The sequence below is a fragment of the Desulfotomaculum sp. OF05-3 genome, assembly GCF_003435535.1.
GTDB classification, from domain to species: Bacteria; Bacillota; Clostridia; order Lachnospirales; family Lachnospiraceae; genus Pilosibacter; species Pilosibacter fragilis.
On record NZ_QWGO01000002.1, the window covers coordinates 161,125 to 187,660 of the forward strand.

A 26,536-nucleotide genomic window follows, 5' to 3' on the forward strand; every position below is an offset into this window, starting at 1 on the left:
CGCGCAAAGATGTAGATTGTCGCAAGCGGCCGCGCGAGGCGCGAGAATGTGCTAAGGCACATTCTTTTCATTTTGGGGCGATTGTAAGTAATTTGGCGGTGGAAAGACAGGCGCTTATGTGTTAAAATGGATAGCATGAAAATGGCATTGCCTGCCCATTATGCGTATCAATGATCGGGCGGGACAAAAAGGAGAAAGAAATGATTGAAGAATTAGTAAAGAGATACCCGGTTCTGGAATCCGTAAAGGGGCAGATCGAGGATGCATACAAGATCTTGGAGACATGCTATGAGGACGGAGGAAAGCTTCTGATCGCCGGAAACGGCGGAAGTGCCGCAGACTCTGACCATATCGTCGGGGAGCTGATGAAAGGTTTTGTAAAGCGTCGCCCGGTATCTGCGGAACTCGCCGAGGCGTTAAAGCAGACAGACCCGGAGAGAGGGGAAGAACTGGCGAAAAAGCTTCAGGGCGGGCTCCCGGCCATCGCCCTCACAAACCATGCGGCTCTCTCCTCAGCATTCGCAAACGATGTGGATGGAATGCTCTCTTACGCACAGCAGTTAAACGGCTACGGAAAAGCAGGGGATGTGTTCCTCGGAATCAGCACCTCCGGAAACTCTGAGAATGTGATGTATGCCGCTGTGACCGCAAAGGCAAAGGGACTTAAAGTTGTCGGTCTTACGGGAAAGACAGGCGGAAAGCTCGCAAAGCTCGCAGATGTCGCTATTATCGTGCCGGAGCAGGAGACCTATAAGATCCAGGAACTCCACCTGCCGATCTACCATGCGCTCTGCCTGATGCTGGAAGACAGATTTTATGCGGAATAGTACCGATATGATAATACATGTCTGCATGATGTTGAAAAATCCTATGAATGCCTGCGGACGATATCCGGATGTGCGAATGGGCAGACAGCAGGAATCATGCCGGAGAAGAACCGCAACCGGGGGAAAATTATGAAGAGACGGGAATGTGCCTCGTTAATTATTCTGGCATTGGCGGCGGTACCCGCACTGTTAGTTGCCATCGGACAGGTTTATGTGACAGGCGTAGACGGGATCAGGCTCAGAAGAACGGAGACCATCGACCTTCTGACGGAGATCGCGGTGCTGTTCTTTTTATATCTGTTCACGATCTGGAAAATTGAATCGAACCGGATCCGGACAGGTGCGGTACTTCTCATCACAGCCGGATTTCTCTGGATCCATCAGGCATTCACGGCGATGATCCTGTCAGGCGCGTATGTGCTGGTGCTTTTGATGCTCGGCGCACGGATCCGCAGAGGGATGGACCGTGAGCACAGATGGAGGGAGTACCATGTGATCACAGGGCTGGCGGACTTCCTTCTTGGAAGTGGATTTATGATATGCCTGTTCTGCCTGGGATCCCTGTTTTTCGGATGTGGGATCACAAGCTTCCGGTTTCTCACAGTGGTCATCGCTGGACTTCTGGCTGGGTACCGGATGATGGAATTGAGGGCGGCGGGAGATAGCGGAATGCCGTGGAAACGCGTGCCGCAGAGAACCAGGATCTCCCTGGAGATGTCCATCTGTATCGCGCTCATGTTCGCCATGATCCTTTTGCAGGCGGGACGAATGAATATCTGTGCCGACTACGATTCCCTCCATTACGGACTGCGGAATGAGTATGTTCTGGACAACGGCGGCGGAATCTATGAAAATCTCGGAATGGTCAATGTGGTGTACACCTATTCGAAAGGCCTTGAGACATTGCTTTTACCGATCTCCGGGCTGCCGTCCTACGGATTTTTCCTGAGCTTCCAGATTTGGATGACTGTCGGCACTCTGATCGCGGCGGGACAGATCGTGGAGCTGTTTGTCGGAAGAAGGTATGCGGTGAGATGCATGACACTTCTCTCCTGCATTCCGGGAATCATGAACATGTCCATCACGGCAAAGACGGATTCCATGACGGTGTTTATGCAGCTTGTACTGCTGCTGTTTCTTCTGCTCTATATCCGCAGACAGAGGAGCGCGTATCTCGTGCTGGCGGTGGACGCCTACCTGATGACGCTTGTGTTAAAGCCAACGGCACTTGTATTTTCAACGGTGGCCGCTGGAACGGCGGGGCTTTATATCCTGCTCACGAGACAGCTGAAATTTCGACTGAAGGAAAGTTTTCTTCCTTCCTGTATCTATATGATCCCGATGTGGCTTCTCATCTGGTACCGGACATGGCTGCATACGGGACTTCCGCTGACATCCGTGTTTAACTCGATCTGGGCGGCCCTCGGATTTACCGTGAGGTACCCGTACCGGTTTGAAAGTCTGCCGTCGAACGGAGGGTCCCTGATCTCAATCGAGGGACTAAAGCACATTTTAAAGAGAATTTATGGTGTCCTCATGGCCCCTGTGGGCGAGGACATGGCCCATGTGCGGATTGCCTGGGGCACACCGCTGCTTCTGCTCTTTCTTCTTCTCGTCTGTCTGCCGGTGCTGGCGGATGTGAGAAGATCGAGGCAGAAAGAGAAAAATACCGTGATCTGCCTGGCATTGGTATTTGTGACGAATGGACTCATGAGTCTTGTGGCACTTTACCTGTTATGGCAGGTGGACGGCAACTATTTCCTGCTTCTCTATGCGCTGTCAGCGATCATGGCGGTGATTGTGGTAGGAAAATTAAAGAGCGGTTTCCTGCGCGGGTCCATATGCAGGATGCTGGTGCCGTTTATTCTCTTTAATGTGACCATCACGGCGGTCAGCAACTGGGGCGGAACCCTGGGACTGACACCGGTGAAGTTCATCCACAAGGGATATTATGATCATATGGAAGAGTCCCATGAACTGCTTGCTTTCTACGGAAATGAGAAGATATGGGATATCCTGGCGGAGAACCCGAGAACCCGCGTCGTCGTATTCGGTGAGCAGCCGGAAATGCTGAGGTTCCCGTGCAGCACTCAGAGTTACACGGACATTGAGGGAAGCGGTGGAAACTTTAATCTCTCATCCAGCCCGGAGGCGCTGGCGGACTTCTTTACATTCGCGGGAGTAGATTACATCTATCTCGGAAGCGGATACTTAAAGCCTGGAACGGATGGATTCCGGAACGTGACAGGTCTCTTAAAACAGGGGTATCTTATGGATCTCCTGTATGAAAACGGAAACGGGCTTGCGGTATTCTCGTCTGATCCGAAGAACCTCACCGAGGAGGAGAGTGAGGCGCTTTTAGCGGAGTTTACTGAAAAATACTGGCCCGGAGAACAGCAGTAAGGGGATAAGACATGAATTTACAGGAGAAGATCCTGAAAGTGTGGAGGAGGTGGAGCCCGGAGCTCCTCATCTTTGCGATCTTTCTGGGATTTGGATTTTGGATCAACCGTGAAGTGGAATTAAAGGGACTTTACATGGATGACCTGTATCTCTGGTCCTGCTACGGGAACCAGTCATTTACGGAGTATGTATTCCCAATGGGCAGCAGCCGCTTCCGCTTCCTGTTTTATCTGGCGTCCTGGCTGGAGCTTTTCTTCATCGGGGGACATGTGGAATGGATGGTTCCATTCAACATCATCCTGAATACGGGAATCGCATACAGCATTTACAGGATGGCGGTGTCATTCAGCGACGGGCGAAGGATCATAAGCTTCGCTGTGGGGATTCTCTACCTGTCATCCAGAATGGCATATTATCAGATCGGCCAGTTTTACGGTCTGATGGAGAGCCTGGCGCTCTGGGCAGCGCTGGGGATACTGTGGTTTCTGTACCGGTATGTGAATGAGAAAAAAACGGGGGCCTTTCTCATGGCAAACCTCCTGTATTTCGTGGTCAGCTTCATTCACGAACGGTATATGGCGCTTCTTCCATTGTTGCTTCTGGCAGTAGCCCTCGGATTTGGAAAGGGACTGGCGCCGGAGACTGTGACAGCGGAGACAGGGAGAAATAGTGAACCGAACCGCGCCGCGGAGCCGGGACGAAGCCGCGGAAGAGGACAGAGCCGCGGGGCGCAGAATAAAAAAGAGGCGGCGGCCCGCACAGCAGCGGCTGAGGAGAAGGTTGGTTTCCATCTCCCGAAGCTCCTGCTTTTCGTGATCACGCTTTTCGTGTTCGGCGCGATCCAGATGATCCGCCTTTACACTATCGGAACGCTTTCACCGGCGGGAACCGGCGGAACTGACGTGGCAGATACTTTTAAGTTCACGGACGCCATTGGACAGGCACTGAACCAGGTGGGACTCGTGTTTGGGAGAAACTCCGGACCGCTCCACCTCTGTATCGAACCGTTTGCGGACAGCCCGGATAGAATCAAAAATCTAATCCTGGCGGCGGAGGCAATTCTGGGTGTCGGCGTTCTGGCGGCTGTGATCGGTATGATCCGGGCGCGGTATGAGATCGTCTGCCATTTAAAGAACGCGGTGCTGTTCCTTGTGTTTATCACACTCTGCATCGGCAGCTCCAGCGTGACGATCCGTGTGGAGATGCGCTGGGTCTATGTGGCTTACGCGGCGGCGCTTCTGTTCTTTGCCTACCTGTCACGGGTGATGGGGAAGGCGGGGATCCTGGTGCTGTTGTACGGCTGCCTGATCTTCCCGGTGGAGACATATTACCGGGACAACTGGGACAACCTGTATCTGTGGGCGCCCCAGAGCCAGTATAATTCCCTGGCGGAGAAGACATACGGAACATACGGGGACGATATCTTCGACAAGGAGATCTACATCATCGGGAAGGATTTTGAGATCAGTGATTTTAATGCTGAAACATTCCTGAAAGTATATGCAAAAGATAAAACAAATGTTCCGAAGCTCCAGTTTATCGACAGTGACATGGATCTCAAGGAGATCACGGATGACATGGTGCTCCTGTGTGAGGATCCGGAGCACAACGCATACAACGATGTGACGGAGATCGTGAAGAGGCAGAGGTTCGACACGCCCTTCGGCAGCTATTCGGACGGATGGATCGATGAGCACGCGAAGATCGTTCTGACAAACGGGGAGAGCAGCAAGCTGACCTTAAAGTGCTACTACCCGGGCAGGCTTACAGGCGGTGAGACCTGTAAGATCAAGGTGAACGGACGGCAGATGGCTGATCTTGTATTTACGGACAACACGATGTACTACGAGATCCCGGCTGCGCCGTATCAGAGATTTACCGTGGAATTTTCCTGCAACTTCTATGTGAAAGGGGCGAAGGAACACCGCGGGGAGGAAAATCTGGCGATGGTCGTGAAGGTGGTAGACCAGTAAAAGAGGCAGGTCCGCAGAAATTTTTGCGGACCAACGGGAAAACGCAGGAATGAAATTTTCTGCAAAAGGGCAGCCGGAGAAGGCTGCGACAGTAAAAAAGGAGAATCAGAAGAATGAATGGACAGCAGTGGGCTCCAATGTGCGCGGGCTTTGCCGTTGCTGTGGTCCTGTTCCTTGTACTCGGGTATTTCCTGAGGAAGAGGGACATGACTGCCCATCTTGCTCCCGTAAAGCGGGAACTCAAGAAGGAAAAGCAATGGCTGCGGCGCGGGGAGTATAATGCGGCTATGGTAAAGGGCCGCCAGAATCTGGAACTGTTTCTGAAGCTGGTGGCGGAATTTAATGGGATCGAGCTCGACAATTCTGCCCAGGCGATGGCGAACGCCAAGAGCGGTCCGGATGGAAGAGGACAGCGCGAAACTTACCGGATGAACGGGAGAAAGCGTCAGAGAGTCATGACATTCCAGCAGTTTGGATGGTGGCTCGACGAGAATGGGTATCTGGACCGGGTCGGAAAGTGGGAATTGAACGAGATCCGCGTGATCGGAAACAAGGCGGTTCATGAGAACTATGTTTCTAAGGAAGATGCCTGGAATCAGTACAATTATATGGAAGATGTTCTGCGGATCGTCGCTGACCACCACGCAAACCGGCGGAAACAGAGAGGACCGGCGGTTAAAAAGAGCCAGACGGGGTGCCATGGGGCGAGCGTGAAGAAGACGTCCGTGGCACAGATGAAAGGACGCAGACAGGGGCAGTCAAAGAGTGGAGGACAGAGTCAGGCAGGAAAAAGCCAGGCGAAGAACAGCGGACAGGGACATGCCCGGAAGCGTGAAGGCGGAAAGCAGACCAGTGGCGGGAACGCGAGGCAGGACGCAAAGGTAAGCGGCAATCAGAGAGTGGTTCAGAAGACCGAGGGAAAGAAAACGGCGGAACAGAAAAGCACTGAGAATAAGCAGACATTGAGAAAGCCGCAGAACGGCAGCAATGGGAAGGCAGCTGGAAAGAATGAGACGTCGGAGAGAACTCAGAAGAAGAGAGAAGTAAAAACAGCGGTCAATAAAGCCCAGCAGAGCAGGGAAGTAAAGATTGTAGAGAAGACCGCAGAGAATGCCCAGCCGGAGAAGCTGAGTTCTTCCGCGAAGAGGCGTCAGAGAAGAAAGCGCGCGAAAGCAGCCAGAGAGCAGGCTGAGGCAGCAGGAATGGTTCGCGAGACTGCACCGCAGAGTAAGGCAGCAAAGCCGACAGAAAAAATAGCAGAGCCGACAGAAAAAACGGTAAAGCCGACAGAAAAACGCACTGTGTGTCATGGGAAAGAGACAGATCGCCAACCGCGCCAGGTACAGCCCCAGACTTCCATGAGGATCGTGACACTCAGTCAGCCAACCGGCGGATGGACAGCGGGAACTGATAAGAAAGAGACAGTGAAGTCAGAAAAGTCAAAGAAGAACACAGCACCGCAATTGAAGCGGAAGAGTGGAGAAGCGGAAAAGCGGACGCAGGGGAATATTGCAGCAAGGCAGACACAGAATGAAGGCGCAGCAGATCCGACAGCGAGACGCCGCCGCAGACCGAAAAGAAGACCGGCAGCGGAACATGCAGGAAATAACGTAGGAAGAACCGCAGCAGGCGGAGGAGATCATGAAGAATAAGAAAAGCTATGTCTATATCGGACTTCCAGTTCTGGGGATGATTTTTTATCTGGCATATATCAGGCGCTCCGCCATTGACATGGTGTATTCCGATTATATCCGGCTCATCAATTCCTATCTGCCGGACGTGTGGAACCCGGATAAGTTTTTTGTGGCGGATCTGCTCACAAGAATTCCGGTGAACTTCTTAGAGCGCGGACTGAATGTCATGATCTTTGGATACAGCGTCACTGTGGACCGGATCATGGGCATCCTCGGATTTGGACTCTCCGCCCTGGTCATCGGCCGGTACAGCAGGAAAAAGGAACTCTGCCCGGTCTGGTACGCGGCGATGATGATCGTTATGTTCAGCCTTAATAAGTGGGAGATGCTGTACAACGGAACCGGATGGGCGCATTTCCTGGCATTCGGATTGTTTTTCTGGAATTATGCCCTGCTGGATCAGGTGTACGAAAAGGGATTCCGAAACGCGAAGAAATCGGAGCTTGTACTTCTCTTTGTACTGCCGTTTGTGATCACCATAGGGGCGGCGGGACCGTACTGCGCGATCTACACGGTAACGATCGTGATGGCGTACCTGTTTATTTACGTGCGCGATATTGTAATTGCAAAGAGTTTATCTGGAAAATATCAGGCAAAGGCCGACAGACAGAATTTAAGCAGCACGGATAGGAAAAACGTATCGGGCAAAGGCAGGGAAAACGCTGGCGTGATCGGTGTAATTTCAGATGATCTTGCCGGAATCGGAACCGCCCGCGTGATCGCCCTGATCGCAGTGGCAGTCATTCCGTTTCTCATTTACCTCTGGAGCAACTCCCAGGCGGTTTACGAGTATTCGGGAGCGGTAAATGTGCCGCTCTTTACGGCTTTCCGACAGGATCCGAAATTTTTTATTAAATTTCTTCTTAAGTCTTTTGCTTCCATGGTTTTTGGAGTAGAATTGATTGACAGGAGCTTTGCAGGGATTCCAGGGAAGGTCTGGTGCGCGGTCGGCGTGATCGTCCTGTTTGCGTATTTCTTTGCGCTGTGGATGAATTTTTATTACCGGATCGAGAAACAGACGATCCTGCCGCTGATGCTCCTGGCAGGCGGTGGTATGAACCACCTGATGGTGCTTGTGAGCCGGTATATCTTTATGCCGAATGACAAGTATGGGATGAGTTCCCGGTATGCGCTGCAGTATCAGATCGGTGTGATCGGAATCTTTCTTACGTTCGCTCTGGCTGCGAAGTGCGGATTCTGTAAAAAGGAAGAATGCAGGGAAAGCAGAGGCACAGAGCCGAAAGGGGCACAGCATATCAGCAGGACTGAAAAGGATCCTTTGCCAAAGCTGGTAAAGAGATTATCGATCGCCCTCGCCGCCATGTTCCTCATCGGAAACGTGATGACGACGGCGGAGGAATTCCGCTTCGGAAAGTACCGGAAAGAACATAACCGGGACGAGGTAAAACAGATCTTATTAAATTTTGAAAACGAGTCAGACAAAACACTGGAGGACGCGCTGGAGTATCACAAACCGGGATGCCGGGAAGCACTTACGGTCCTCAAAGAAAACGGTTGGAATATATGGAGGTAAACCTATGAAAGTAGTAATCCTGGCAGGAGGATTCGGAACAAGGATAAGCGAGGAGAGTCATTTAAAACCAAAGCCGATGATCGAGATCGGTGAGAAGCCGATCATGTGGCATATCATGAAATATTATTCCCAGTTCGGGTATAACGAATTTATTATCTGTCTGGGATACAAACAGTATGTGGTAAAGGAGTTCTTTGCGGATTACTTCCTTCACACATCTGATGTGACCTTCGATCTTGCGAACAACAGCATGAAGGTCCACAACAACTATGCGGAGCCGTGGAAGGTGACTCTGATCGACACAGGACTCAACACCATGACCGGCGGACGCGTAAAGAGGATCAAAGAGTATGTGGGAAATGAGCCGTTTATGCTGACCTACGGCGACGGTCTCGCAAACATCGACTTAAAGGCACTGGAAGAGTTCCACAGAAGCCATGGAAAGCTCGCAACCATCACGGCAGTCAATATCGGACAGCGCTTCGGTGTCCTCGACCTCGAGGATAACGGAAAGATCAATTCCTTCCGCGAGAAGAATGACGATGACGGCAGCCTGATCAACGGCGGTTACATGGTATTAAATCCGGGCGTATTCGACTACATTGAGGGCGATTCCACCGTATTCGAGCAGGCACCGTTAAGAAACCTCGCAAAGGACGGCGAGCTCATGGCATACCGCCACGAGGGATTCTGGAAGTGCATGGATACCCAGCGCGAGAAACAGCAGTTAGAGGCGATGTGGCAGTCAGGAAACGCGCCGTGGAAGATCTGGGAATAGGTTCACACGCCTGCTTTCCGGAAGCCGCTGTGAGGATCGCAGAAAACGGCTGCGCGGAGAGCAAAAATCCGTAAATGGAGATACGAAAATGAATTTGGAAGAAGTATTTAACTTTTATAAAGGAAAGAAGATCCTCGTAACCGGACATACCGGCTTTAAGGGAACCTGGCTTTCCAGGATCCTTGTAAACGCGGGGGCGGAGGTCACAGGATATTCCTTAAACCCGCCGACAGACCCGGCACTGTTCAACATGGCAGGTCTTGAGGGTAAGATGAATTCTGTCATCGGTGACATCAGGGACCTCGCCCATTTAAAGCAGGTATTCGAGGATACAAAACCGGAGATCGTCTTACATCTGGCGGCACAGCCTATCGTGCGGGACTCCTATAAGGATCCGGTCTACACCTACGAGACGAACGTCATTGGCACCGTCAATATTTTGGAGTGTGTCCGCCTGAATCCGTGCGTGAAGTCCTTCTTAAATGTGACGACGGATAAGGTCTACGAGAACAGGGAGTGGGAGTACGGCTACCGCGAGGTGGACCGCCTGGACGGCTATGATCCGTATTCCAACAGCAAATCATGTTCCGAGCTTGTGACACACAGCTACAGGAAGTCCTTCTTTGCGGACGGACACTGCGCGATCTCAACCTGCCGTGCGGGAAATGTCATCGGCGGCGGCGACTTCGCGAATGACCGTATCGTTCCGGACTGCGTCCGCGCGGCGATGGCGAAAAAGCCGATCGTTGTCCGCAATCCGCATTCTACCCGCCCGTACCAGCATGTGCTGGAGCCGTTAGCGGCATATCTCATGGTTGCGAAGGCCCAGTATGAGGACGGAAAATACGCCGGATACTACAACGTGGGACCGGATGACAAGGACTGCGTGACCACGGGTGAGCTTGTGGACATGTTCTGCAGCGCCTGGGGAAATGGACTTTCCTGGGAAAACAAGAGCGACGGAGGTCCTCACGAGGCAAACTTCTTAAAACTCGACTGCTCCAAGTTGAAGACCACATTTGGATGGCATCCGCGTTATGGCGTGAAGGAAGCCATCGGACTCACCGTTGAGTGGTGCCAGGAGTATGAGAAGAACGGCGATGTTGTGGCTGTCATGGACAGACAGATCAAGGAGATGTTCCAGTAGAACAGAAGAAAATCGTCCACTATTTGAAAAAGACAGGAAACCTGGAGGTGCGTGCAGAAACTTCCCGGCAAATGAAACATTGTATACAGCAGGAACGAGTTCAGAAATTGGTCTGCTGTATCATCAGGAAAGGAAAAAGTTATGTTTGAAAACAAGACAGAGGCGGAGGCAAGAAAAGAGATCCTTGACCTCGTAGCCGAATATGCCGATAAATTCCATAACCAGAAAAAGGAATTCCATGAGGGAGACCGTATTCCGTACGCGTCCCGTGTGTACGACAGCAGGGAGATGGTAAACCTTGTGGACAGCTCCCTGGAGTTCTGGCTTACATCCGGACGTTACACGGATGAGTTCGAGAAAAAACTCGCGGAGTACCTTCGTGTGCGCTACTGCGCCCTCGTAAACTCCGGTTCCTCCGCAAATCTGATCGCATTCATGACACTTACATCCCCGCTTCTCGGCGGGCGCCGTGTAAAGCGCGGGGACGAGATCATCACTGTTGCGGCAGGTTTCCCGACCACCGTAACTCCGGCGATCCAGTATGGCGCTGTCCCGGTGTTCGTTGACGTGACGATCCCGCAGTACAATATCGATGTCACAAAGTTAGAGGCGGCACTTTCCGATAAGACAAAGGCAGTCATGATCGCCCATACACTCGGAAACCCGTTCGATTTAAAGGCAGTGAAGGAATTCTGTGAGAAACATAACCTGTGGCTCGTTGAGGACAACTGCGACGCGTTAGGCTCCAGATACACCATCAACGGTGAGGAGAAATTCACCGGAACCGTAGGCGATATCGGAACATCCAGCTTCTATCCGCCGCACCACATGACCATGGGTGAGGGCGGAGCCGTTTACACGGACAATCCGCTGTTAAACAAGATCATCCGTTCCTTCCGCGACTGGGGCCGTGACTGTGTCTGCCCGTCCGGACATGACAACCTCTGCGGACACCGCTTTGACAGACAGTACGGTGAGCTTCCGCTTGGCTATGACCACAAATATGTATATTCCCATTTCGGATATAACCTGAAAGCCACAGACCTCCAGGCAGCCATCGGATGTGCCCAGATCGAGAAATTCCCGACCTTCGTGGAGCGCAGACGCCACAACTTCGACCGCCTGAGAGCAGCTCTCGCTGAGACAGAGGACCGTCTGATCCTTCCGGTACCGGCTGAGAATTCCAGACCAAGCTGGTTTGGCTTCCTGATCACATGTAAAGAGGGAACTGACAGAAATAAACTCGTCCAGTACATCGAGAGCAAAGGTATCCAGACGAGAATGCTGTTTGCCGGAAACCTCATCAAGCATCCGTGCTTCGACGAGATGAGAGCAGAGAAAAAGGGCTACCGCGTAGTAGGATCCCTGGAAAATACGGACCGGATCATGAGTGACACCTTCTGGGTTGGCGTTTATCCGGGAATGACAGACGAAAAGATCGACTATATGGCAAAAGTGATTAAAGAGGGGCTGTTACAGTGAGCGGAGAAAAATCCTTTGACCTGACGAAAGTCCATGAGGTCAACTTAAAGCTTTTAAAGGAGATCGACCGGATCTGCAGAAAGTACAAGATCAAGTACGCACTGGATTCCGGCACGCTTCTGGGCGCGGTGCGCCACGGCGGCTTCATCCCGTGGGATGACGATGTGGACGTCATGTTCACGAGAAAGAACTACGAGATGTTCGCGAAGGTCGTAAGACGGGAGCTGCCGGAGGACATGTCCTTTGTGGAGCCGAACGAGTACCATGGTGGAAAGGCGTTCTACGACTTTATCTCCCGTGTGACATACAATAAGAGCCAGAAGTTCGAGGACTCCGGAAAGATGGAGTTCTATGACGATAAGATCAGCCGCCTGAACGTGGACCTATTCATCGTGGACGGACTTCCGGAGGGAAAGCTCGCGAAGAAGCTCACAAAGCTCTCCCACTGCGTTCTCTACGGATTTGCCCTGGGACACCGGTATGAGATCGATTACAGCGATTACAAGGGCGTTATGAAGCTTTTTGTGGCAGTTCTCGCGACCGTCGGAAAGCTGATCCCATTCCCGGTGATCTGGAAGCTGTGGAATGCCCTGTGCCATATGGACAGCAGGAAAGAGCGCCCGTTATATTTCTACACGGGTTACGCGCCGAACTGGTTCTATGTGGAGATGAAGAGAGAGTGGGACGATGAGGTCGTTGAGATGCCTTTTGAGGACACAAGGTTCTACGCTCCGGCCGGCTGGGATGAGCTTCTGACGCAGCTTTACGGCGACTACATGAAGCTTCCGCCGGAGGAAAAACAGATTCCGGAACATTCCGATATGGAGATCAAAATTTATGACTAAACTGCTTTCGGTCGTTGTATCGGTATACAACGAGGAGCTGGCGCTAAGAGAATTCTATGCAGAGACAGGGAAGATCCTGAAAAGGCTGCCGGGAAACTGGGACTATGAGTTCCTGTTCGTGAACGACGGCAGCAGGGATCAGTCCCTTTCGATCCTAAAGGAGTTCGCGGCGTCGGACGAAAAAGTGAAGATCGTCAATTTTTCCAGGAACTTCGGGCATGAGGCGGCGATGATCGCAGGGCTGGACTATGCTGGCGGTGACGGTATCGTCTGCATGGACGCGGATCTGCAGCATCCGCCGGAGTGCCTGCCGGAGATCGTGGAAAAATTTGACGAGGGATATGAAGTGATCAGCATGGTCCGCACGAGGAATAAGACGGCGGGGCTGGTGAAGAATGTCACATCCGCGGCATTCTACAAGCTGATCAACCATCTCTCCGATGTGAAGTTTGAGGCCAACGCCTCGGACTTTTTTGCGGTGAGCAAAAACGCGGCGGAGGTTCTCAGGAACAACTACCGGGAGAAGGTCCGCTTCCTGCGGGGCTATGTCCAGAGCATCGGTTTTGAGAAGACCACCATCGAGTACGAGGCGAGACCGCGTTTTGCAGGGGAGAGCAAGTACAGCTTAAAGAGTCTGTTCAAATTTTCCATCAACACGATCCTGTGCTTTTCTGATCTGCCGTTAAAGCTTGGAATCTATTCCGGTGTGATCACAGCGCTTTTCGGACTGATCATGGTGATCTATACGGTCTATACCTGGAAAATCTATGGGGCGCCGAACGGCTATGCGACCATCGTGGTACTGATCTCGTTTATGTTTTCCGTGTTGTTTGTGATCGTAGGGATCATCGGCGAGTATATCGCGATCCTGTTTGCGGAGATCAAGGACAGGCCGGTGTATATCGTGAAAGATACTGCTAATGTCAAAAAAAACCGAAGCAAAGATACAGATGGACAGGATGTCCGGTAGGTTCTATGCATGGAAAATGATCCTGGCAGGAACTTTTTCAGCTGTGATCGGCGGACTCCCACCGGAACAAATGGAAAAACATTACAAAATCATGAATTATTTGTGTAAATTTGAGAAAAGGACTTCAAAAATAAAAGGGAATCGTATATAATACGTGAGTATGCCGATTTCCCGGAAAATTCTATTTAGCATAATGGGAGATCCGTTGAATTCAGAGGAGGAATTTTATCATGAAATTATTAAAGAGAATGGCTGTGCTGTCTTTAGTAGTTCTTGCCCTTGGCGGATGTACAAAGAGCAGCATTTCAACAGATGCACCGGTATCCGGAAGCGAAGAAGTGGATCCGGCAAAGCTGGAGTCTGATGACGATGACGAGACACTTCCGAGAGACCAGAACTTCCTTGTAGAGGATGAGACTGTAGAGACGACGATGTACGACTGGGAGCAGGCACAGAGCGAGTGCGACGGACTGTTCAACGACACATCTGCATTCCCGCAGTCTGTAAAGATGGAGTTCACTTATGATGAGTCCGCATTAAACATCGGTCTCACATGGACAGTAAAGAACGACACAACAAACGATGACGCTATGGAATATGCTGTGACAATGGTTAAGCAGTTCAACGATATCATCGCTGCACAGAGCATGGATCTTGAGAATTCCAGCACTGATTCCTTCGGAACACTCTGGAACCAGTTCTCCCTTGATGTAAAAGTTGTTACTGAGGGAGGAAAGGCACTTGTAGATAAGAGCTACAAGGCCGGAGAGAAGATCGACCTCAAGAGCAACGAGACTGCTGCAGAAGGTCCGGAGGACGTTGCAGACGATTCACCGAAGAAGCTTGACGAGACAAAGGCTTCCAAGTAATTAGTTGGAATAATTTTAACAGAATAAATAATTAAGACAATATAATGGCAGAATGCTTTTCAATGTGATCCAGAAAGCGTCCTGCCATTTTTTGTTGTCATATTTTCTTATGGTCTGCACAGACCTGCTGAACAGTAACAAACGCCGCACTATTCTTAACGGCAGAATAAATGCGGCGTTTATATATGGATTCAGTTTTAAATTTCAGACCTGCGTTTATTGACGCGGCTTATTTTGCACACTGCTTCACGAAGTACTCAAACATCGGAAGAGAGTCGGCACATTCCTTCGGGTTTGTAACCGGGCCGGTCATGCGCTCCGGGTGCCACTGTACGGACCAGATCGGAAGAGTCTCGTGCTGCACAGCCTCTGTGAAAGTGTGTCCGTTGGACTCGCCCCATGCGATGGCCTGGAGACCTTCGCCGAGCTTGTCGAGGGCCTGGTGGTGGTAGCTGTTTACTTCCATGGACTCGCCGTAAAGGTTTCCTAAGATGGAATCTTTCTTGAGCGTCACCTGATGGCAGACACCCTTGGAGTGATCACCGCCGAGCTGTGTCGGGATATCCTGGGTGAGAGTACCGCCGAAGTATACGTTTAAGATCTGGATTCCGCGGCAGATGCCCCAGATCGGTTTCCTGCGGTCAACGAAGGCCTTGATGATCTTGTATTCCAGATCGTCGCGCTGTGGGTCTGTGATGACGAAGTCAAACATCTTTTCCTGACCGTAGAGCTTTGGTTCAACGTCTTTACCGCCGCTTAAGAGAAGTCCGTCAGCGAGATCCGCGTACTCCTCAGCACAGTCGTTGTTGACTGCAAGGATCGGGATGCCGCCTGCGCGGCGGATATTCTCAGCATAGTTCTGGTTTAATGCCCATGTCGGTGTTCCGTTGGCTGCTGCGCCGGTTCCTCCGGTCAGTAAGATCAATGGTTTCATAATGTAATTCTCCTTTTCCATTTCTGCCGTCTGCCTGTCCCCGTAGTGAAATCTGACGGAATGGATCCGGCTGTCTCTCATACAGACAGAGCGGAAGTTGATAGATGGCAGCTGTTTAAAAAGTGAAACAGCTATGATAGTATATGATAATTCTGCAGCACAGGGCAGAAATCATCCGTTTTAAGCGATATGCCCCGGAAAGCGAAGCCTCCCGGGATCCGTGTCTGGCATCAGATGATGCAGGTCATCCCACATCAAGCCCGCTGTGGTAGGAATAGTTTCCAAGCTCTGCCAACAGCGCGGACATATCCGGCGGCCCGGATGGGACATTCGCGATCAGGAACGCATTGAGGTAATAGTAGACTGCATTGCATTTCTTCAAGGTCTGATGGTACAGATCTGGGAATGACGTCGTCGAGGCGATGGAATTATCCCATGGATTCGTCCAGACCTCATGGTCCAGGTTCAGGATATCGCGGACCTGGGCGGAAAGCTTATCCGTCACAAGCTTTTTAGAAGCGATCGGATGCTTTAGGAAGATTGATTCCAGAGAACCGATCACATGGGTCTTATGTCCCTCGGGATCGGACAGGATCCGGCTTCCGAAACGGATCGCGAAGATCGAGCGGGCAACCATTCCGTCTGTGACCTGGAAGTTGTTTTTCTCTGTGATCTGGTAGTAGGTGCGGTTGATGCACCGGCTGAGATATCTGGAGATAAACTGGCTCTCCTGGGCGTTTAAACAGAGGGAAGCGGTCTGGTTGAATTCGGACGGCTTTTTGTGCTTGAACTTCCAGAGCAGGATCGCGTCGATATCGTTTTCCAGGGCGGCATGGAGTCCATGACACTCGGTCTTTTTCTTATCGGTGCGGTACTTGATCCGCCCGTAGACGAAGGGGTGGCAGATCGAATCAGAGATATAGTGGCACATGAATCCTGCGAGGAATGCCGCCGCCTCCTCTTTCTGCTGTCTCGAGTGGATCTCGGTGAGCTCTAAGAGGCTGTTCTTAAAAAAGTCGTTTACCTGATACTCATGCATATGGGAGCCGACGTTGCGGTAGTCCCTGTGACGGAGGATCGGGATATTATAAAAGAAGATATCAGGTCCCTGGAGACCAAGCTGGTAGAGCCAGCGGTATTTGGATATCACATGTTTCAGGTAGTTGTTCGGAAGGTCATTGTAGGCCTTTACACCGAACAGGTAGTGAGTCGTAAATCCGGGCACAAGAATCATCTCCTTTGAAAGAAAATGCCAAGGTCCTGCTCCGGCGCGGACTTTGGCTTTCTGCTTGTGCAAATAAAAGCTGCCATGGGCAGACACAGTGTTTATTATAGCATAGATGTGTGGAAATGGGAATAAAACGTAGTAAGAAATAGAAAAGGTAAAAACGCGGCGGGCGGCGGTAATGCGCGGCGGGATAGAAAATGAGGCCGTCAGGCTGCAGGGCGTGATATGGAATGAATATGATTGGGGAGATCCATGATATTGTCTGGGGACCATGGACACCGGTACTGTTTTTGATGGTGGGGACCGTATACAGTGTGCGGATCCGGTTCTTTCAGCTCAGGAAGATCCCATGCTGGTGGAACGCGACGATCGGGAACCTTCTCAGGGACAGGAAGAGTCATCAGGGATCCTTCCGGTCGGCATGTACGGCGCTGGCGGCAACCATAGGAACCGGGAATATCACGGGGGTGGCGGCGGCTGTGATCGCCGGAGGACCAGGTGCGGTGTTCTGGATGTGGGTGTCCGCCTTCCTCGGAATGGCGACGGCTTACGGGGAGACAGTTCTCGGGATCCGGTACCGGGAAAAAGGACAGGACGGCGGATGGATGGCGGGACCGATGATGTATCTCGAAAAGCGGCTGGGCTGTCCCAGGGCGGCAGTCCTCTACGGATTTTTCTGTATTCCGGCGGCTTTCGGCATGGGAAGCATGGTGCAGGCAAACGCGATCTCGGAGACGGTGTCCTATGTGTACGGAATCCCAGAGGCTGCAGTGGGGATGATCCTTGTGGTCCTTGCGGGTATCGTGCTGGCAGGCGGCGGACGGCGGATCTTTCTCGCGGCGGAGCGGCTTGTTCCATTGTCTGCGGGGCTTTATACGGCAGCAGCGCTGGCAGTGATCATTCTGTATGCCGGGAATGTGCCGGGAGTGATCCTGGGAATTCTGGTGGATGCATTTTCCTTCCGCAGCGCTGTTGGCGGAGTCGCGGGTTACGGGATCTCCCGATGCGTCAGCTATGGGATCGCCAGAGGTGTCTTTTCCAATGAGGCGGGGCTCGGGAGTCTTGCAGTGTTAAACGGGAGCGCGGAGATGGCATCGGAGGAGCTTCAGGGGCAGTGGGCGATCTTTGAGGTATTTTTTGATACCATCGTGAGCTGTACGCTGACAGCGCTTGTGATCCTCTGCGTGGCGGGCAGCGGGACGGCCTCAGAGTTCGGGGCGGAGAACGGAGCATCGCTCACAAGTCTCTGCTTTTTTACAGCGCTTGGGAGTCCCGGCGGGTATGCGGTGGCGGTCTGCGTGGTGCTGTTCGCGTTCTCCACGATCATCGCATGGTACTATATGGGGCGGCAGGCGGCGGAGTATCTTGGCGGGAAGATCTCGGGAAAGATCCCGGCTGTCTACACGGTGGGATATCTTCTGGCGGCGTTTCTCGGGTGTCTCGGGGCGATGGAGACGGTGTGGGAGGTCTCGGACATCTTTAATGGACTGATGGCGGTGCCGAACCTGGCGGCGCTGGTGCTGCTGGCGGGGGAGATCTATGCGCCGGGGGAAAAGCGGGATCCATAGCTGCTGCCTCACGCCGGAGAGGGGTGTGCGATACGTCTTACGGCGGTACAAAATTGCCCTTTTTCGTGTTCATATCTTGTTCAAAAAGTCTTCAAAATTCTTTTACACAATTCACACGATTTCTTCATGTTTTATGGATATCATATAACCATAAACAGAAAGACATCTGATATAGATGCTGCTTATAAGATTTTTTTCATAATACTCGAGCTGATAAGTGATTATCAGCTCTCCTCCCTTTTTCAAATAATTATTTTGTTGAAGAAAAGCACTCGGCGGGGTGCTTTTTTTCATGTATATAAGGAGAGATGCCGGATGGAAGAGAAAGTTTATGAATATTTAAAGAGACTCGTATCGGTTCCTGGGATTTCGGATACGGATGAAGAGCGGAAGACGGCGGAGGCAATTAGGGAGATCCTTGCGGAGCAGCCGTATTTTCGGGCATACCCGGAAAACTTCGGTACAGTGGAGATCCCTGGGGACGCGAGAAAGCGTCCGTTGGTTTACGGGCTGGTGCGCGGAAATAGGAAATCCGGACGGACGATCATTCTGACGGGACATGCAGGATGGATGGAAATGTACTGTTTTTGTCGGTTCCGGATGAGGAGTCTTATTCCGTCGGCATGCGCGGCGCAGCTGGATTTCTTGCGGATCTTCGGGAGCGGGAAAAGCTTTCCTACGACCTTCTGATCGATCTGGAACCCATGGGCCGGGACGAGAAGGGACAGGAAGCAATGTGTAAAAACCGCAGAACTTCAGGCGGAAGCTGATGGAAGTACAGATACTGCAGACCCGGCATCGGAAAAATATGCGGACAGCGACAGTGAAGAAGATGCAGAAAAGAACGAAGCGCGGCAGAAATTTACAGTGCTCTCTTTCGCGGAACTCTCCGGACAATGCAGCGAAAAGGATGCGGATGGTTTTGAATGCTTTATGGCGGAATTGAAGGTCCGCACAGAAGCGCGGATCCGCAGCGGAGAGACAAATTACCCCCAGGCAACTATCGACATGATGACGGAGGTCCTGGACTGGTCCGGACTCACAGAGCCGGTGATGGTCATCAGCTTCGCCCCGCCGCTCTACCCGGCATACCACAGCGATCAGATGACCGGAAAAGAGGGCGCCGGAAGCTGGCAGTTCAGAAAGATCAAGAAAGCGTCTGAGGCAGCCGGATGCATGGTGAAGAAAGTCCACTACTTTACAGGAATCTCCGACCTCAGCTACTGCGGCACCTGCGGGGATATGGACTTTTCCGGCTACGCCGCCGAGACTCCGCTCTGGGGCGGCGGCTACCAGGTAGACTTTGAAGAGATCGGAAAGCTGAATATCCCAGCCGTCCTCATGGGCCCATGGGGAAAGGACATCCACAGGAGAACAGAGCGGGTAAATCGAAAAAGCCTGCTTGTGGAGCTGCCGGAGATCCTGCATACGTTGATAGAAGACCAAGCTTAAAAGAATAATGAAAAGGCACAGTAAAAAAGAACAATATCAAATATGATTGACATTGTTCCGAATTCAAATGACATTGTTCCAGATTGTGTTGACATAGTTCTCGAAAATAACGGCATAAGGCTGTGTATAAATATGGTGAAATCGGTCAGCAGTATGCGGATATCGCTTCAATAGAACAGAAGGAAAGATCAATTATCGGATGCCATTTTTTCTACAGGAAAATGTCCTAAAAAAGTAAGAGAAAAGATAAAACGCTGCAATGTTTTTCTGTTATACTCCTTAATATAAAAGACGTGTTTTCGTATGGTTCACAGTCAACGCAGGAAATACGCATATCTGCAGGCATGTTTTGGAGTGTGAAACCATACCATTCAGGGATAAGGAGGAATCCAGTATGAAGAAAAGAACATTGGCGGCGGCAGGTTTGGCGATGATAATGGCAGTTTCTCTTGCGGGATGCAGCACGACGGTGTCTGTGCCGGATACCGTGAAGGTCGAAAATGTGGGAGACAGCTCGGACGGAAAGATCACCATGGACAGCAGCGAGACGGTGAAGATCGTGCCGGATATGGCGAAGATCGTGTTTGCGGTGAGATCTGAGGCGAAGGCTGCAGATGAGTGCCAGCAGAAGAATACGGAGAGCTTAAATTCCCTGACCGAATACCTGAAAGGACAGGGGATCGATGAAAAGTCCATCACGACCTCCGGATATTACCTGAACCCGCGGTATGACTGGAGCAGCAACACGAGGAAGCTCATTGGATACGAGATGCAGACCGAGGTGACCGTCTCCGATGTTGCGGTGGACCAGGTCGGCACGCTGCTCTCCAACGGTGTCGGAAACGGGGCGAATGAGATCTATTCCGTGTCTTACTATTCCAGCGGATATGATGACGCGTATGCGGAGGCGTTAAAGAAAGCAGTTGATCTTGCCCGGACGAAGGCGGAGGCACTTGCGGAGGCCAGCGGACGGACACTCGGATATGTGGTGAGTATTGAAGAGTATTCGGACAGCCAGTACGGCAGATATGTGGACGGCGGCGTGAACCTGAAAAAGGAAAGCGCTGTAATGGAGGCAGCCGGGGCAGAGGACACCGCGGCAGATATGAACGTGATGCCGGGAGAGATGGAAGTCAGCGCGAATATTAAGATCGTGTTCTCCATGGGAGACTAGGTAATTCACAGGGCATGGACCGGAAAACAGTGGACATCCAGGACCATGCCCTGTATAATATAGGGTACGATCAAGTGGCTGTCCAGTATCCTGGCAGTCATGTAAATTACTGTTCAGGCGGTAAAAGCCCACAGTTAAAAAGGAGAAAGACAATGGCAGAAAAGAAAAATCCGGTCATTACCATCGAAATGACAAACGGCGATATCATCAAAGCTGAGCTTTACCCGGACGTTGCTCCGAATACGGTAAACAACTTTTTAAGTCTTGTAAATAAGGGATTCTATAACGGACTGATCTTCCACCGCGTGATCAAGGGATTCATGATCCAGGGCGGATGCCCGGACGGCAACGGAATGGGCGGCCCGGGATACTGCATCAAGGGCGAGTTCTCCCACAACGGCTTCCAGAACGATCTGGCGCATACCGAGGGCGTTCTCTCCATGGCCCGCGCGATGAACCCGAACTCCGCAGGTTCCCAGTTCTTCATTATGCACAAAGACGCTCCGTACTTAAACGGTGAGTATGCAGCGTTCGGTCAGGTCATCGACGGTATGGACATCGTAAACAAGATCGCTGAGGTCCGCACCGATTACAGCGACCGTCCGATGAAGGAGCAGAAGATCAAATCTATCACAGCAGAGACCTTCGGCGTAGAGTATCCGGAACCGGAGAAGTGCCGATAAAAATGGCAGTTGGATTCCAGACATGGAAGAGTACTGTTTTTGAGCTGTCATGCATTCGGAAGAAGCTGCCGGAGGAGATTCGGCAGGTGTGCAGGCGGAGCAGGAACAACTGCCGCAAATATAAAAAGGAGACATGCTATGCAGGAGACCCGTTATGCAGTTGTAGACGGTGAGAAAATTCCTGTCCTGCTCTCCGATGAAAACGAGGCTCTCCTGGCGGCAAAGGCTGCCGGGAGGGCCATTGTTGGCTTATGGAGAGAAGACACACAGGGGAATGAGTGGTGCGCGGCGGACACATTGATCGCGGATGTGGAGGATGCGGACGAAGAGTTTTTGGGGCGGATCGCGAGAAGGCATCTTGGGCTGCCGTGGGCGATCTGCGAGACGGAGCGGCTTAAGATCCGGGAGATCGCGGAAGGCGATTATGAGGAGATCGTGGAGAACCATGTGGATGCCGACCTGGATACGGTGGAGAAGGTAGCCGGTTACACAAAGCACCATTATGAGGTGTTTGAGTTTGGATTCTGGGCGGTCGAGGAAAAGAAGAGCGGAAATCTCACCGGTGTTGTGGGGTTCCGGATCCCGCAGGATGACGGCATCGGGGATGTGGATTATTATGTCCTGTCCCTGGATGATGAGAATATCCTGGATGACACGCTGGAGCTGGGCTACCATATTTTCCCGGAATACCGGAGAAAAGGATACGCGAAAGAGGCATGCCGGGCGGCGATCGAATACGCTGAGGAAGAGTTTGGAACTGTCCAGTTTATCGTCAGGATCGGGAAGGAAAACATCGTGTCAAAGAAGGTCGCGGAAAGCCTGGGATTCGTGCGGACGGAATAAAGGTTTATTGAGGAAAAAAGTCATTAATTCCGCAAGATTTCTCTTGTCAAATGGTGTATCAATCATGTATATTAAACATTGTATACAAACAACACAAATACAATTTGATGATACCAGGGTAACAAGCTTAAAGGTTCGGCTCAAGCCTGCCTGCAGGAGAAGCTTTAAATTTGTTCCTGGGAATGCGAAGTATTCCGATGGTAGGACTCGCGTGTAGAAAATATAGAAGGTGATAACATGAAAGACCATTTAGACCTCAAAGCATATGCCAAGATCAACCTTGGCCTGGATGTGGTCCGGAAGAGAGAGGATGGGTACCACGAGGTCCGCATGATCATGCAGACCGTGAACCTGTACGACCGGATCGAGATGGACCGGACCGAAGACGGCGTGATCAGGACGGAGACGAATCTCCCGTTCGTTCCGGACGGGGAGGGAAACCTTGCGTGGCGCGCGGCGAAGCTGCTTCTCGATGAAAAGGGAATCAAGGACGGCGTGACTATAAAGATCCGCAAATATATTCCTGTTGCGGCCGGCATGGCCGGAGGCAGTACCGATGCGGCAGCCGTTTTAGTCGGTGTGAACCGGATGTTTGATCTTGGATTCACGAAAAAAGAGCTTATGGAGCGGGGTGTAAAGCTCGGCGCGGATGTTCCGTACTGTATCATGCGTGGAACGGCCCTGTCGGAAGGAATCGGTGAGATCCTGATAGAGCTCCCGGCACCTCCGCAGTGCCATCTCGTGATCGCGAAGCCGCAGATCTCCGTGTCAACGAAAGCGGTATACGGAAAACTGCGCGTGAATGAGCTTGCACCGGAGGAACACCCGGATATCGACGGCATGATGGCGGCGATAAAAAATGGTGACCTGGATGGTGTGATCGAACGTCTTGGAAATGTCCTGGAGACCGTGACGGTCCCGGATCATCCGGAGATTGCGGAAATCAAGGAAATAATGGTGGAGAACGGCGCCTGCGGCTCCCTGATGAGCGGCAGCGGGCCGACGGTATTCGGTATATACAAGGGCAGGGAACTGGCAGAAAAGGCCTGTCAGGCCCTCAGGGAAGCGGACGGCGGACGTCTGACCCGTCAGGTGTACCTGACTGAATTCTACAACCGGAAGAAAGCCAGATAGAGGAGAGAGACACGATGACGAATCATTTTGAAGTAAATATGGATGAATATCTGCCATTACGGGATGTTGTGTTCAAGACCCTGCGCCAGGCAATTTTAAAAGGAGAGCTGGAGCCGGGCGAACGCCTGATGGAGATCCAGCTTGCGGAGCGGCTTGGCGTGAGCCGTACCCCGATCCGTGAGGCGATCCGTAAACTGGAGCTCGAGGGCCTGGTCCTCATGATACCGAGAAAGGGCGCGGAGGTTGCGAAGATCTCTGAGAGCAACCTGCGGGATGTTCTGGAGGTGCGCCGTTCCTTAGAGGAGCTTGCCATCGACCTTGCATGCCAGAGAATCACCGCGGAAGAGCTGGAATCATTAAATAAAGCGGAAGTTGATTTCAAGGCAGCCATCGGGAACGGGGACGCGATGCAGATCGCCCAGACTGACGAGCAGTTCCATGAGATCATCTACAACAGCACGAAGAACCAGAAGCTGGTCCAGATCTTAAACAATTTAAGAGAGCAGATGTACCGCTACCGCCTGGAATACATTAAGGACGCGGACAAGCGCCAGATCCTTATGGTGGAGCATGAACATATTTTAAAGGCACTGACGCTGCGCCATATCCAGGAGGCGAAGATGGCTGTGCGGGAACACATCGACAATCAGGAGATCACGATTCTCAAGAATCTGAAGGAGCAGGAAAATGACATTCAAAGAAAAGTACCTGGCAGGAGAAATTGAATTTGAAGCCATCGATGACTATGTGGATGAGTGGAACAACAGCGATGACGAGAGAACGCTGGCGAAATTCCTCGGTCTCAACGCGGACGAAGAGGACGCGTGGATCGATGACGGGGATGAAGCGCTGAAGGAGATGCTGGACGCAGGAAAGCAGTAGCTTTGGCATGCCCGTAGCTTAAGGTCACAGATAGGGGAAAAGGTTACGGGCAAACGTATAGGAAGAAAGGAGAAGCTTCATGACAACAGTTACACTTGGAAAGACGGGAATCACGGTAAATAAGAACGGTTTCGGCGCGCTTCCGATCCAGAGAATCACGAAGGAAGAGGCCGCAAAGCTTTTGAGAAAGGCATATGACGGCGGAATTACATATTTCGATACGGCGAGAGCATATTCTGACAGTGAGGAAAAGATCGGATATGCCTTAAGTGATGTCAGAAACCATATCTATCTGGCGACAAAGACAGCGGCAACGACAGCAGAAGGCTTCTGGAAGGATCTCGAGACAAGCCTTCGTCTTTTAAAGACGGACTGTATCGATGTATACCAGTTCCACAACCCGGCAGTCTGTCCGAAGCCGGGCTATGAATCCGGCCTCTATGACGCTGCTTTAAAGGCAAGGGAACAGGGAAAGATCCGGTTCATCAGCATCACGAATCATCGCCTTGCGGTTGCAAACGAGGCGGTGGATTCCGGTCTGTACGCGACGTTACAGTTCCCGTTCTGCTATCTCTGCAGCGAGAAGGATCTGGAGCTCATGGAAAAGTGCAAAAAGGCAGATATGGGCTTTATTGCCATGAAGGCATTGTCCGGCGGCCTGATCAACAATTCAAGAGCCGCTTACGCGTTTCAGGCACAGTACGACAGCGTACTTCCGATCTGGGGTGTCCAGAAGGAACATGAGCTTGACGAATTTTTAAGCTATATCGACAATCCGCCGGTGATGGACGACGAGATCCGCACCCTGATCGAGAATGACAGAAAACAGTTATTCGGAAGCTTCTGCCGTGCCTGCGGCTACTGTATGCCATGTCCGGCCGGGATCGAGATCAACACCTGCGCGAGAATGTCCCTGCTTCTCAGAAGATCCCCGTCCCACCTCCAGCTCACACCGGAGGTACAGGCGAAGATGATGAAGATCAAGGACTGCCTCCACTGCGGCCACTGCATGAGCAAGTGCCCGTATGGTCTGAATACGCCGGAGCTGCTGCAGAGAAACCTGAAGGATTATGAGGAGGTTCTTGCGGGTAAGGAGATCCTGCCGGGGAATTTCTAAGGATAGGAAATAGATAGACTTGGCGAAAAGAGGATGGGTGGCTGTCCTCTTTTTGCATATGATGAAAGCGGAGCATGCAAATTTTGCACATCGATATTCGTCAATATGCAAAAGTGCTTTTTGATAAATTTCATTTTTCAAATTTGCTCATTTATAGTAGCAAAATTAAAAAAACTTAACAAAGTATATTTATTGACAAAATATAACATCTAAAACGTGCAAAATAACGGTGGAGTTATGCAAAATCACAATTGTATGGGCAAAATAAAAAAATAAATAGATATAATAAAAAGACAATGCAAATTGCTATAAAACTTTGTGACAAATTACCAATACAAGAAAGGCGGCAGCTAAAAATATAAGACTTGAAAAAATCATAAGAATTATATATTATATAGAGTGTATAGATAATGATAAAAATACGAAAATTGTAACCCCTTCCATCAAGGGATATTAACGGTATGTATTTTTTGAAGAAAATTATATCGGCCACACAGGAGGATGAACATTTATGATGGACTTGTATGGAAATGGATTATTACTTGGAGAAAAAACCCTGGACAGCTTATGGATGAGACAGAACCTGACTATGAACAACATTGCAAATGTTGATACGCCAGGTTTTAAGTCACAATATATGACCTTTGAGAATGAACTGGCACAGAAGATCCGGTCTGCTCTTACTGTGAAGAAGACTTCTATGAAAAATGTGGCAAGAGGGATTGAAAATATGAGACCGTCTGTCCATACAACCTTAAATGAATCAACCAGACTGGATGAGAATAATGTGGATATGGATCAGGAACAGGTTGAATTGGCAAGAACAGCTTATGAATACCAGTTTATGATCAGTTCTGTAAGTAGCGATCTTTCACGTCTGCGCAGCGCAGCTAAAAACTTTTAAATCATACAAATTATACAGTTAAGGAGAAAATATAAAATGATTGAACAGGTGAATGGGTTTATTGAAGTGCTATACTAACGTTGTAACAGTAGTGG

General features: G+C 51.1%; 24 protein-coding genes. 22 read left to right on the top strand and 2 right to left on the bottom strand.

Features of this window, described 5'->3' with window-relative positions:
• Positions 1–200 precede the first annotated feature (200 nt).
• The 11 genes from DXA87_RS02345 (at position 201) to DXA87_RS02395 (ending at position 14,522) form a co-directional block, all read left to right on the top strand.
• Entirely contained in the window at positions 201–827 is a 627-nt protein-coding gene (locus DXA87_RS02345; RefSeq protein WP_015553101.1) for an SIS domain-containing protein, read from the top strand.
• A gap of 129 nt (positions 828–956) precedes the next feature.
• Positions 957–3,230, top strand: coding sequence for a hypothetical protein (locus DXA87_RS02350; protein WP_147326505.1), 2,274 nt, complete (start codon positions 957–959; stop codon positions 3,228–3,230).
• Between the two features lie 11 nt (positions 3,231–3,241).
• A complete protein-coding gene (locus DXA87_RS02355; RefSeq protein ID WP_117503146.1) occupies positions 3,242–5,203 on the top strand; it encodes a hypothetical protein in 1,962 nt (653 codons plus the stop codon).
• A 113-nt stretch (positions 5,204–5,316) separates the two neighbouring features.
• Positions 5,317–6,855, top strand: coding sequence for a hypothetical protein (locus DXA87_RS02360; RefSeq protein WP_117503147.1), 1,539 nt, complete (start codon positions 5,317–5,319; stop codon positions 6,853–6,855).
• Positions 6,845–8,431, top strand: a complete 1,587-nt coding sequence (locus DXA87_RS02365) for a hypothetical protein (protein ID WP_117503148.1) — start codon at positions 6,845–6,847, stop codon at positions 8,429–8,431. Before DXA87_RS02360 ends, DXA87_RS02365 begins: the two co-directional genes overlap by 11 nt.
• Before the next feature lie 4 nt (positions 8,432–8,435).
• Entirely contained in the window at positions 8,436–9,209 is a 774-nt protein-coding gene (gene rfbF / locus DXA87_RS02370; protein WP_117469084.1) for a glucose-1-phosphate cytidylyltransferase, read from the top strand.
• 88 nt (positions 9,210–9,297) lie between these two features.
• Entirely contained in the window at positions 9,298–10,356 is a 1,059-nt protein-coding gene (gene rfbG / locus DXA87_RS02375; protein ID WP_117503149.1) for a CDP-glucose 4,6-dehydratase, read from the top strand.
• A 141-nt stretch (positions 10,357–10,497) separates the two neighbouring features.
• Positions 10,498–11,838 (top strand): lipopolysaccharide biosynthesis protein RfbH, encoded by a 1,341-nt coding sequence (gene rfbH, locus DXA87_RS02380; RefSeq protein WP_117503150.1) that lies wholly within the window; start codon positions 10,498–10,500, stop codon positions 11,836–11,838.
• Positions 11,835–12,683 carry a LicD family protein gene (locus DXA87_RS02385; RefSeq protein WP_117503151.1) on the top strand — a complete coding sequence of 283 codons (849 nt, stop codon included), beginning with the start codon at positions 11,835–11,837 and terminating at the stop codon, positions 12,681–12,683. Before rfbH ends, DXA87_RS02385 begins: the two co-directional genes overlap by 4 nt.
• Entirely contained in the window at positions 12,676–13,653 is a 978-nt protein-coding gene (locus DXA87_RS02390; protein ID WP_117503152.1) for a glycosyltransferase family 2 protein, read from the top strand. The genes DXA87_RS02385 and DXA87_RS02390 overlap by 8 nt, the downstream gene beginning before the upstream one ends.
• Before the next feature lie 230 nt (positions 13,654–13,883).
• On the top strand, positions 13,884–14,522 hold the full coding sequence (locus DXA87_RS02395) for a hypothetical protein (RefSeq protein WP_117503153.1): 639 nt from the start codon (positions 13,884–13,886) through the stop codon (positions 14,520–14,522).
• A 229-nt stretch (positions 14,523–14,751) separates the two neighbouring features.
• Here DXA87_RS02395 and DXA87_RS02400 read toward each other — a convergent pair whose 3' ends face one another.
• Together DXA87_RS02400 and DXA87_RS02405 are read right to left on the bottom strand one after the other, a co-directional pair.
• A complete protein-coding gene (locus DXA87_RS02400) occupies positions 14,752–15,456 on the bottom strand; it encodes a gamma-glutamyl-gamma-aminobutyrate hydrolase family protein (protein WP_158552996.1) in 705 nt (234 codons plus the stop codon).
• Positions 15,457–15,700: 244 nt separating this feature from the next.
• Positions 15,701–16,690, bottom strand: a complete 990-nt coding sequence (locus DXA87_RS02405) for a zinc dependent phospholipase C family protein (RefSeq protein ID WP_347465601.1) — start codon at positions 16,688–16,690, stop codon at positions 15,701–15,703.
• A gap of 224 nt (positions 16,691–16,914) precedes the next feature.
• Between DXA87_RS02405 and DXA87_RS02410 the strand changes: the two genes are divergently transcribed.
• The 11 genes from DXA87_RS02410 (at position 16,915) to flgB (ending at position 26,441) form a co-directional block, all read left to right on the top strand.
• Complete coding sequence (locus tag DXA87_RS02410) at positions 16,915–18,252, top strand: amino acid carrier protein (protein WP_117503154.1); 1,338 nt, start codon at positions 16,915–16,917, stop codon at positions 18,250–18,252.
• A gap of 315 nt (positions 18,253–18,567) precedes the next feature.
• Positions 18,568–18,942 (top strand): hypothetical protein, encoded by a 375-nt coding sequence (locus DXA87_RS02415; protein ID WP_117484006.1) that lies wholly within the window; start codon positions 18,568–18,570, stop codon positions 18,940–18,942.
• Between the two features lie 243 nt (positions 18,943–19,185).
• Positions 19,186–19,704 carry a hypothetical protein gene (locus DXA87_RS02420; RefSeq protein WP_117469093.1) on the top strand — a complete coding sequence of 173 codons (519 nt, stop codon included), beginning with the start codon at positions 19,186–19,188 and terminating at the stop codon, positions 19,702–19,704.
• Positions 19,705–20,098: 394 nt separating this feature from the next.
• Positions 20,099–20,878, top strand: a complete 780-nt coding sequence (locus tag DXA87_RS02425; RefSeq protein ID WP_117469094.1) for an SIMPL domain-containing protein — start codon at positions 20,099–20,101, stop codon at positions 20,876–20,878.
• A 152-nt stretch (positions 20,879–21,030) separates the two neighbouring features.
• Positions 21,031–21,561 carry a peptidylprolyl isomerase gene (locus tag DXA87_RS02430; protein ID WP_021904634.1) on the top strand — a complete coding sequence of 177 codons (531 nt, stop codon included), beginning with the start codon at positions 21,031–21,033 and terminating at the stop codon, positions 21,559–21,561.
• A gap of 138 nt (positions 21,562–21,699) precedes the next feature.
• The gene (locus DXA87_RS02435) at positions 21,700–22,404 is read left to right on the top strand and encodes a GNAT family N-acetyltransferase (protein ID WP_117469095.1); all 705 of its coding nucleotides are present in this window, start codon (positions 21,700–21,702) and stop codon (positions 22,402–22,404) included.
• A 237-nt stretch (positions 22,405–22,641) separates the two neighbouring features.
• Entirely contained in the window at positions 22,642–23,538 is an 897-nt protein-coding gene (gene ispE / locus DXA87_RS02440) for a 4-(cytidine 5'-diphospho)-2-C-methyl-D-erythritol kinase (RefSeq protein ID WP_117503155.1), read from the top strand.
• Between the two features lie 14 nt (positions 23,539–23,552).
• Positions 23,553–24,263 carry a GntR family transcriptional regulator gene (locus DXA87_RS02445; protein ID WP_015553120.1) on the top strand — a complete coding sequence of 237 codons (711 nt, stop codon included), beginning with the start codon at positions 23,553–23,555 and terminating at the stop codon, positions 24,261–24,263.
• Entirely contained in the window at positions 24,226–24,420 is a 195-nt protein-coding gene (locus tag DXA87_RS18310) for a hypothetical protein (RefSeq protein ID WP_242992119.1), read from the top strand. Before DXA87_RS02445 ends, DXA87_RS18310 begins: the two co-directional genes overlap by 38 nt.
• Before the next feature lie 79 nt (positions 24,421–24,499).
• Positions 24,500–25,537: an aldo/keto reductase gene (locus tag DXA87_RS02450; RefSeq protein WP_242998004.1), complete on the top strand. Its 1,038-nt coding sequence runs from the start codon at positions 24,500–24,502 to the stop codon at positions 25,535–25,537.
• Positions 25,538–26,048: 511 nt separating this feature from the next.
• Positions 26,049–26,441, top strand: a complete 393-nt coding sequence (flgB, locus tag DXA87_RS02455; RefSeq protein ID WP_015553123.1) for a flagellar basal body rod protein FlgB — start codon at positions 26,049–26,051, stop codon at positions 26,439–26,441.
• Positions 26,442–26,536: the final 95 nt, after the last annotated feature.

What these genes read in the sequence shown, in the direction of transcription:
- DXA87_RS02405 (WP_347465601.1), bottom strand. Translation starts at nt 16,690, where the DNA reads ATGATTCTTGTGCCCGGATTTACGACTCACTACCTGTTCGGTGTAAAG.
- DXA87_RS02360 (WP_117503147.1), top strand. Translation starts at nt 5,317, where the DNA reads ATGAATGGACAGCAGTGGGCTCCAATGTGCGCGGGCTTTGCCGTTGCT.
- DXA87_RS02350 (WP_147326505.1), top strand. Translation starts at nt 957, where the DNA reads ATGAAGAGACGGGAATGTGCCTCGTTAATTATTCTGGCATTGGCGGCG.
- ispE (WP_117503155.1), top strand. Translation starts at nt 22,642, where the DNA reads ATGAAAGACCATTTAGACCTCAAAGCATATGCCAAGATCAACCTTGGC.
- DXA87_RS02415 (WP_117484006.1), top strand. Translation starts at nt 18,568, where the DNA reads ATGGAAGAGAAAGTTTATGAATATTTAAAGAGACTCGTATCGGTTCCT.
- rfbG (WP_117503149.1), top strand. Translation starts at nt 9,298, where the DNA reads ATGAATTTGGAAGAAGTATTTAACTTTTATAAAGGAAAGAAGATCCTC.
- DXA87_RS02390 (WP_117503152.1), top strand. Translation starts at nt 12,676, where the DNA reads ATGACTAAACTGCTTTCGGTCGTTGTATCGGTATACAACGAGGAGCTG.
- DXA87_RS02395 (WP_117503153.1), top strand. Translation starts at nt 13,884, where the DNA reads ATGAAATTATTAAAGAGAATGGCTGTGCTGTCTTTAGTAGTTCTTGCC.
- DXA87_RS02345 (WP_015553101.1), top strand. Translation starts at nt 201, where the DNA reads ATGATTGAAGAATTAGTAAAGAGATACCCGGTTCTGGAATCCGTAAAG.
- DXA87_RS02400 (WP_158552996.1), bottom strand. Translation starts at nt 15,456, where the DNA reads ATGAAACCATTGATCTTACTGACCGGAGGAACCGGCGCAGCAGCCAAC.
- DXA87_RS02450 (WP_242998004.1), top strand. Translation starts at nt 24,500, where the DNA reads ATGACAACAGTTACACTTGGAAAGACGGGAATCACGGTAAATAAGAAC.
- DXA87_RS02430 (WP_021904634.1), top strand. Translation starts at nt 21,031, where the DNA reads ATGGCAGAAAAGAAAAATCCGGTCATTACCATCGAAATGACAAACGGC.
- flgB (WP_015553123.1), top strand. Translation starts at nt 26,049, where the DNA reads ATGATGGACTTGTATGGAAATGGATTATTACTTGGAGAAAAAACCCTG.
- rfbF (WP_117469084.1), top strand. Translation starts at nt 8,436, where the DNA reads ATGAAAGTAGTAATCCTGGCAGGAGGATTCGGAACAAGGATAAGCGAG.
- DXA87_RS02445 (WP_015553120.1), top strand. Translation starts at nt 23,553, where the DNA reads ATGACGAATCATTTTGAAGTAAATATGGATGAATATCTGCCATTACGG.
- DXA87_RS02435 (WP_117469095.1), top strand. Translation starts at nt 21,700, where the DNA reads ATGCAGGAGACCCGTTATGCAGTTGTAGACGGTGAGAAAATTCCTGTC.
- DXA87_RS02420 (WP_117469093.1), top strand. Translation starts at nt 19,186, where the DNA reads ATGGCGGAATTGAAGGTCCGCACAGAAGCGCGGATCCGCAGCGGAGAG.
- DXA87_RS02365 (WP_117503148.1), top strand. Translation starts at nt 6,845, where the DNA reads ATGAAGAATAAGAAAAGCTATGTCTATATCGGACTTCCAGTTCTGGGG.
- rfbH (WP_117503150.1), top strand. Translation starts at nt 10,498, where the DNA reads ATGTTTGAAAACAAGACAGAGGCGGAGGCAAGAAAAGAGATCCTTGAC.
- DXA87_RS02425 (WP_117469094.1), top strand. Translation starts at nt 20,099, where the DNA reads ATGAAGAAAAGAACATTGGCGGCGGCAGGTTTGGCGATGATAATGGCA.
- DXA87_RS02410 (WP_117503154.1), top strand. Translation starts at nt 16,915, where the DNA reads ATGAATATGATTGGGGAGATCCATGATATTGTCTGGGGACCATGGACA.
- DXA87_RS18310 (WP_242992119.1), top strand. Translation starts at nt 24,226, where the DNA reads ATGACATTCAAAGAAAAGTACCTGGCAGGAGAAATTGAATTTGAAGCC.
- DXA87_RS02355 (WP_117503146.1), top strand. Translation starts at nt 3,242, where the DNA reads ATGAATTTACAGGAGAAGATCCTGAAAGTGTGGAGGAGGTGGAGCCCG.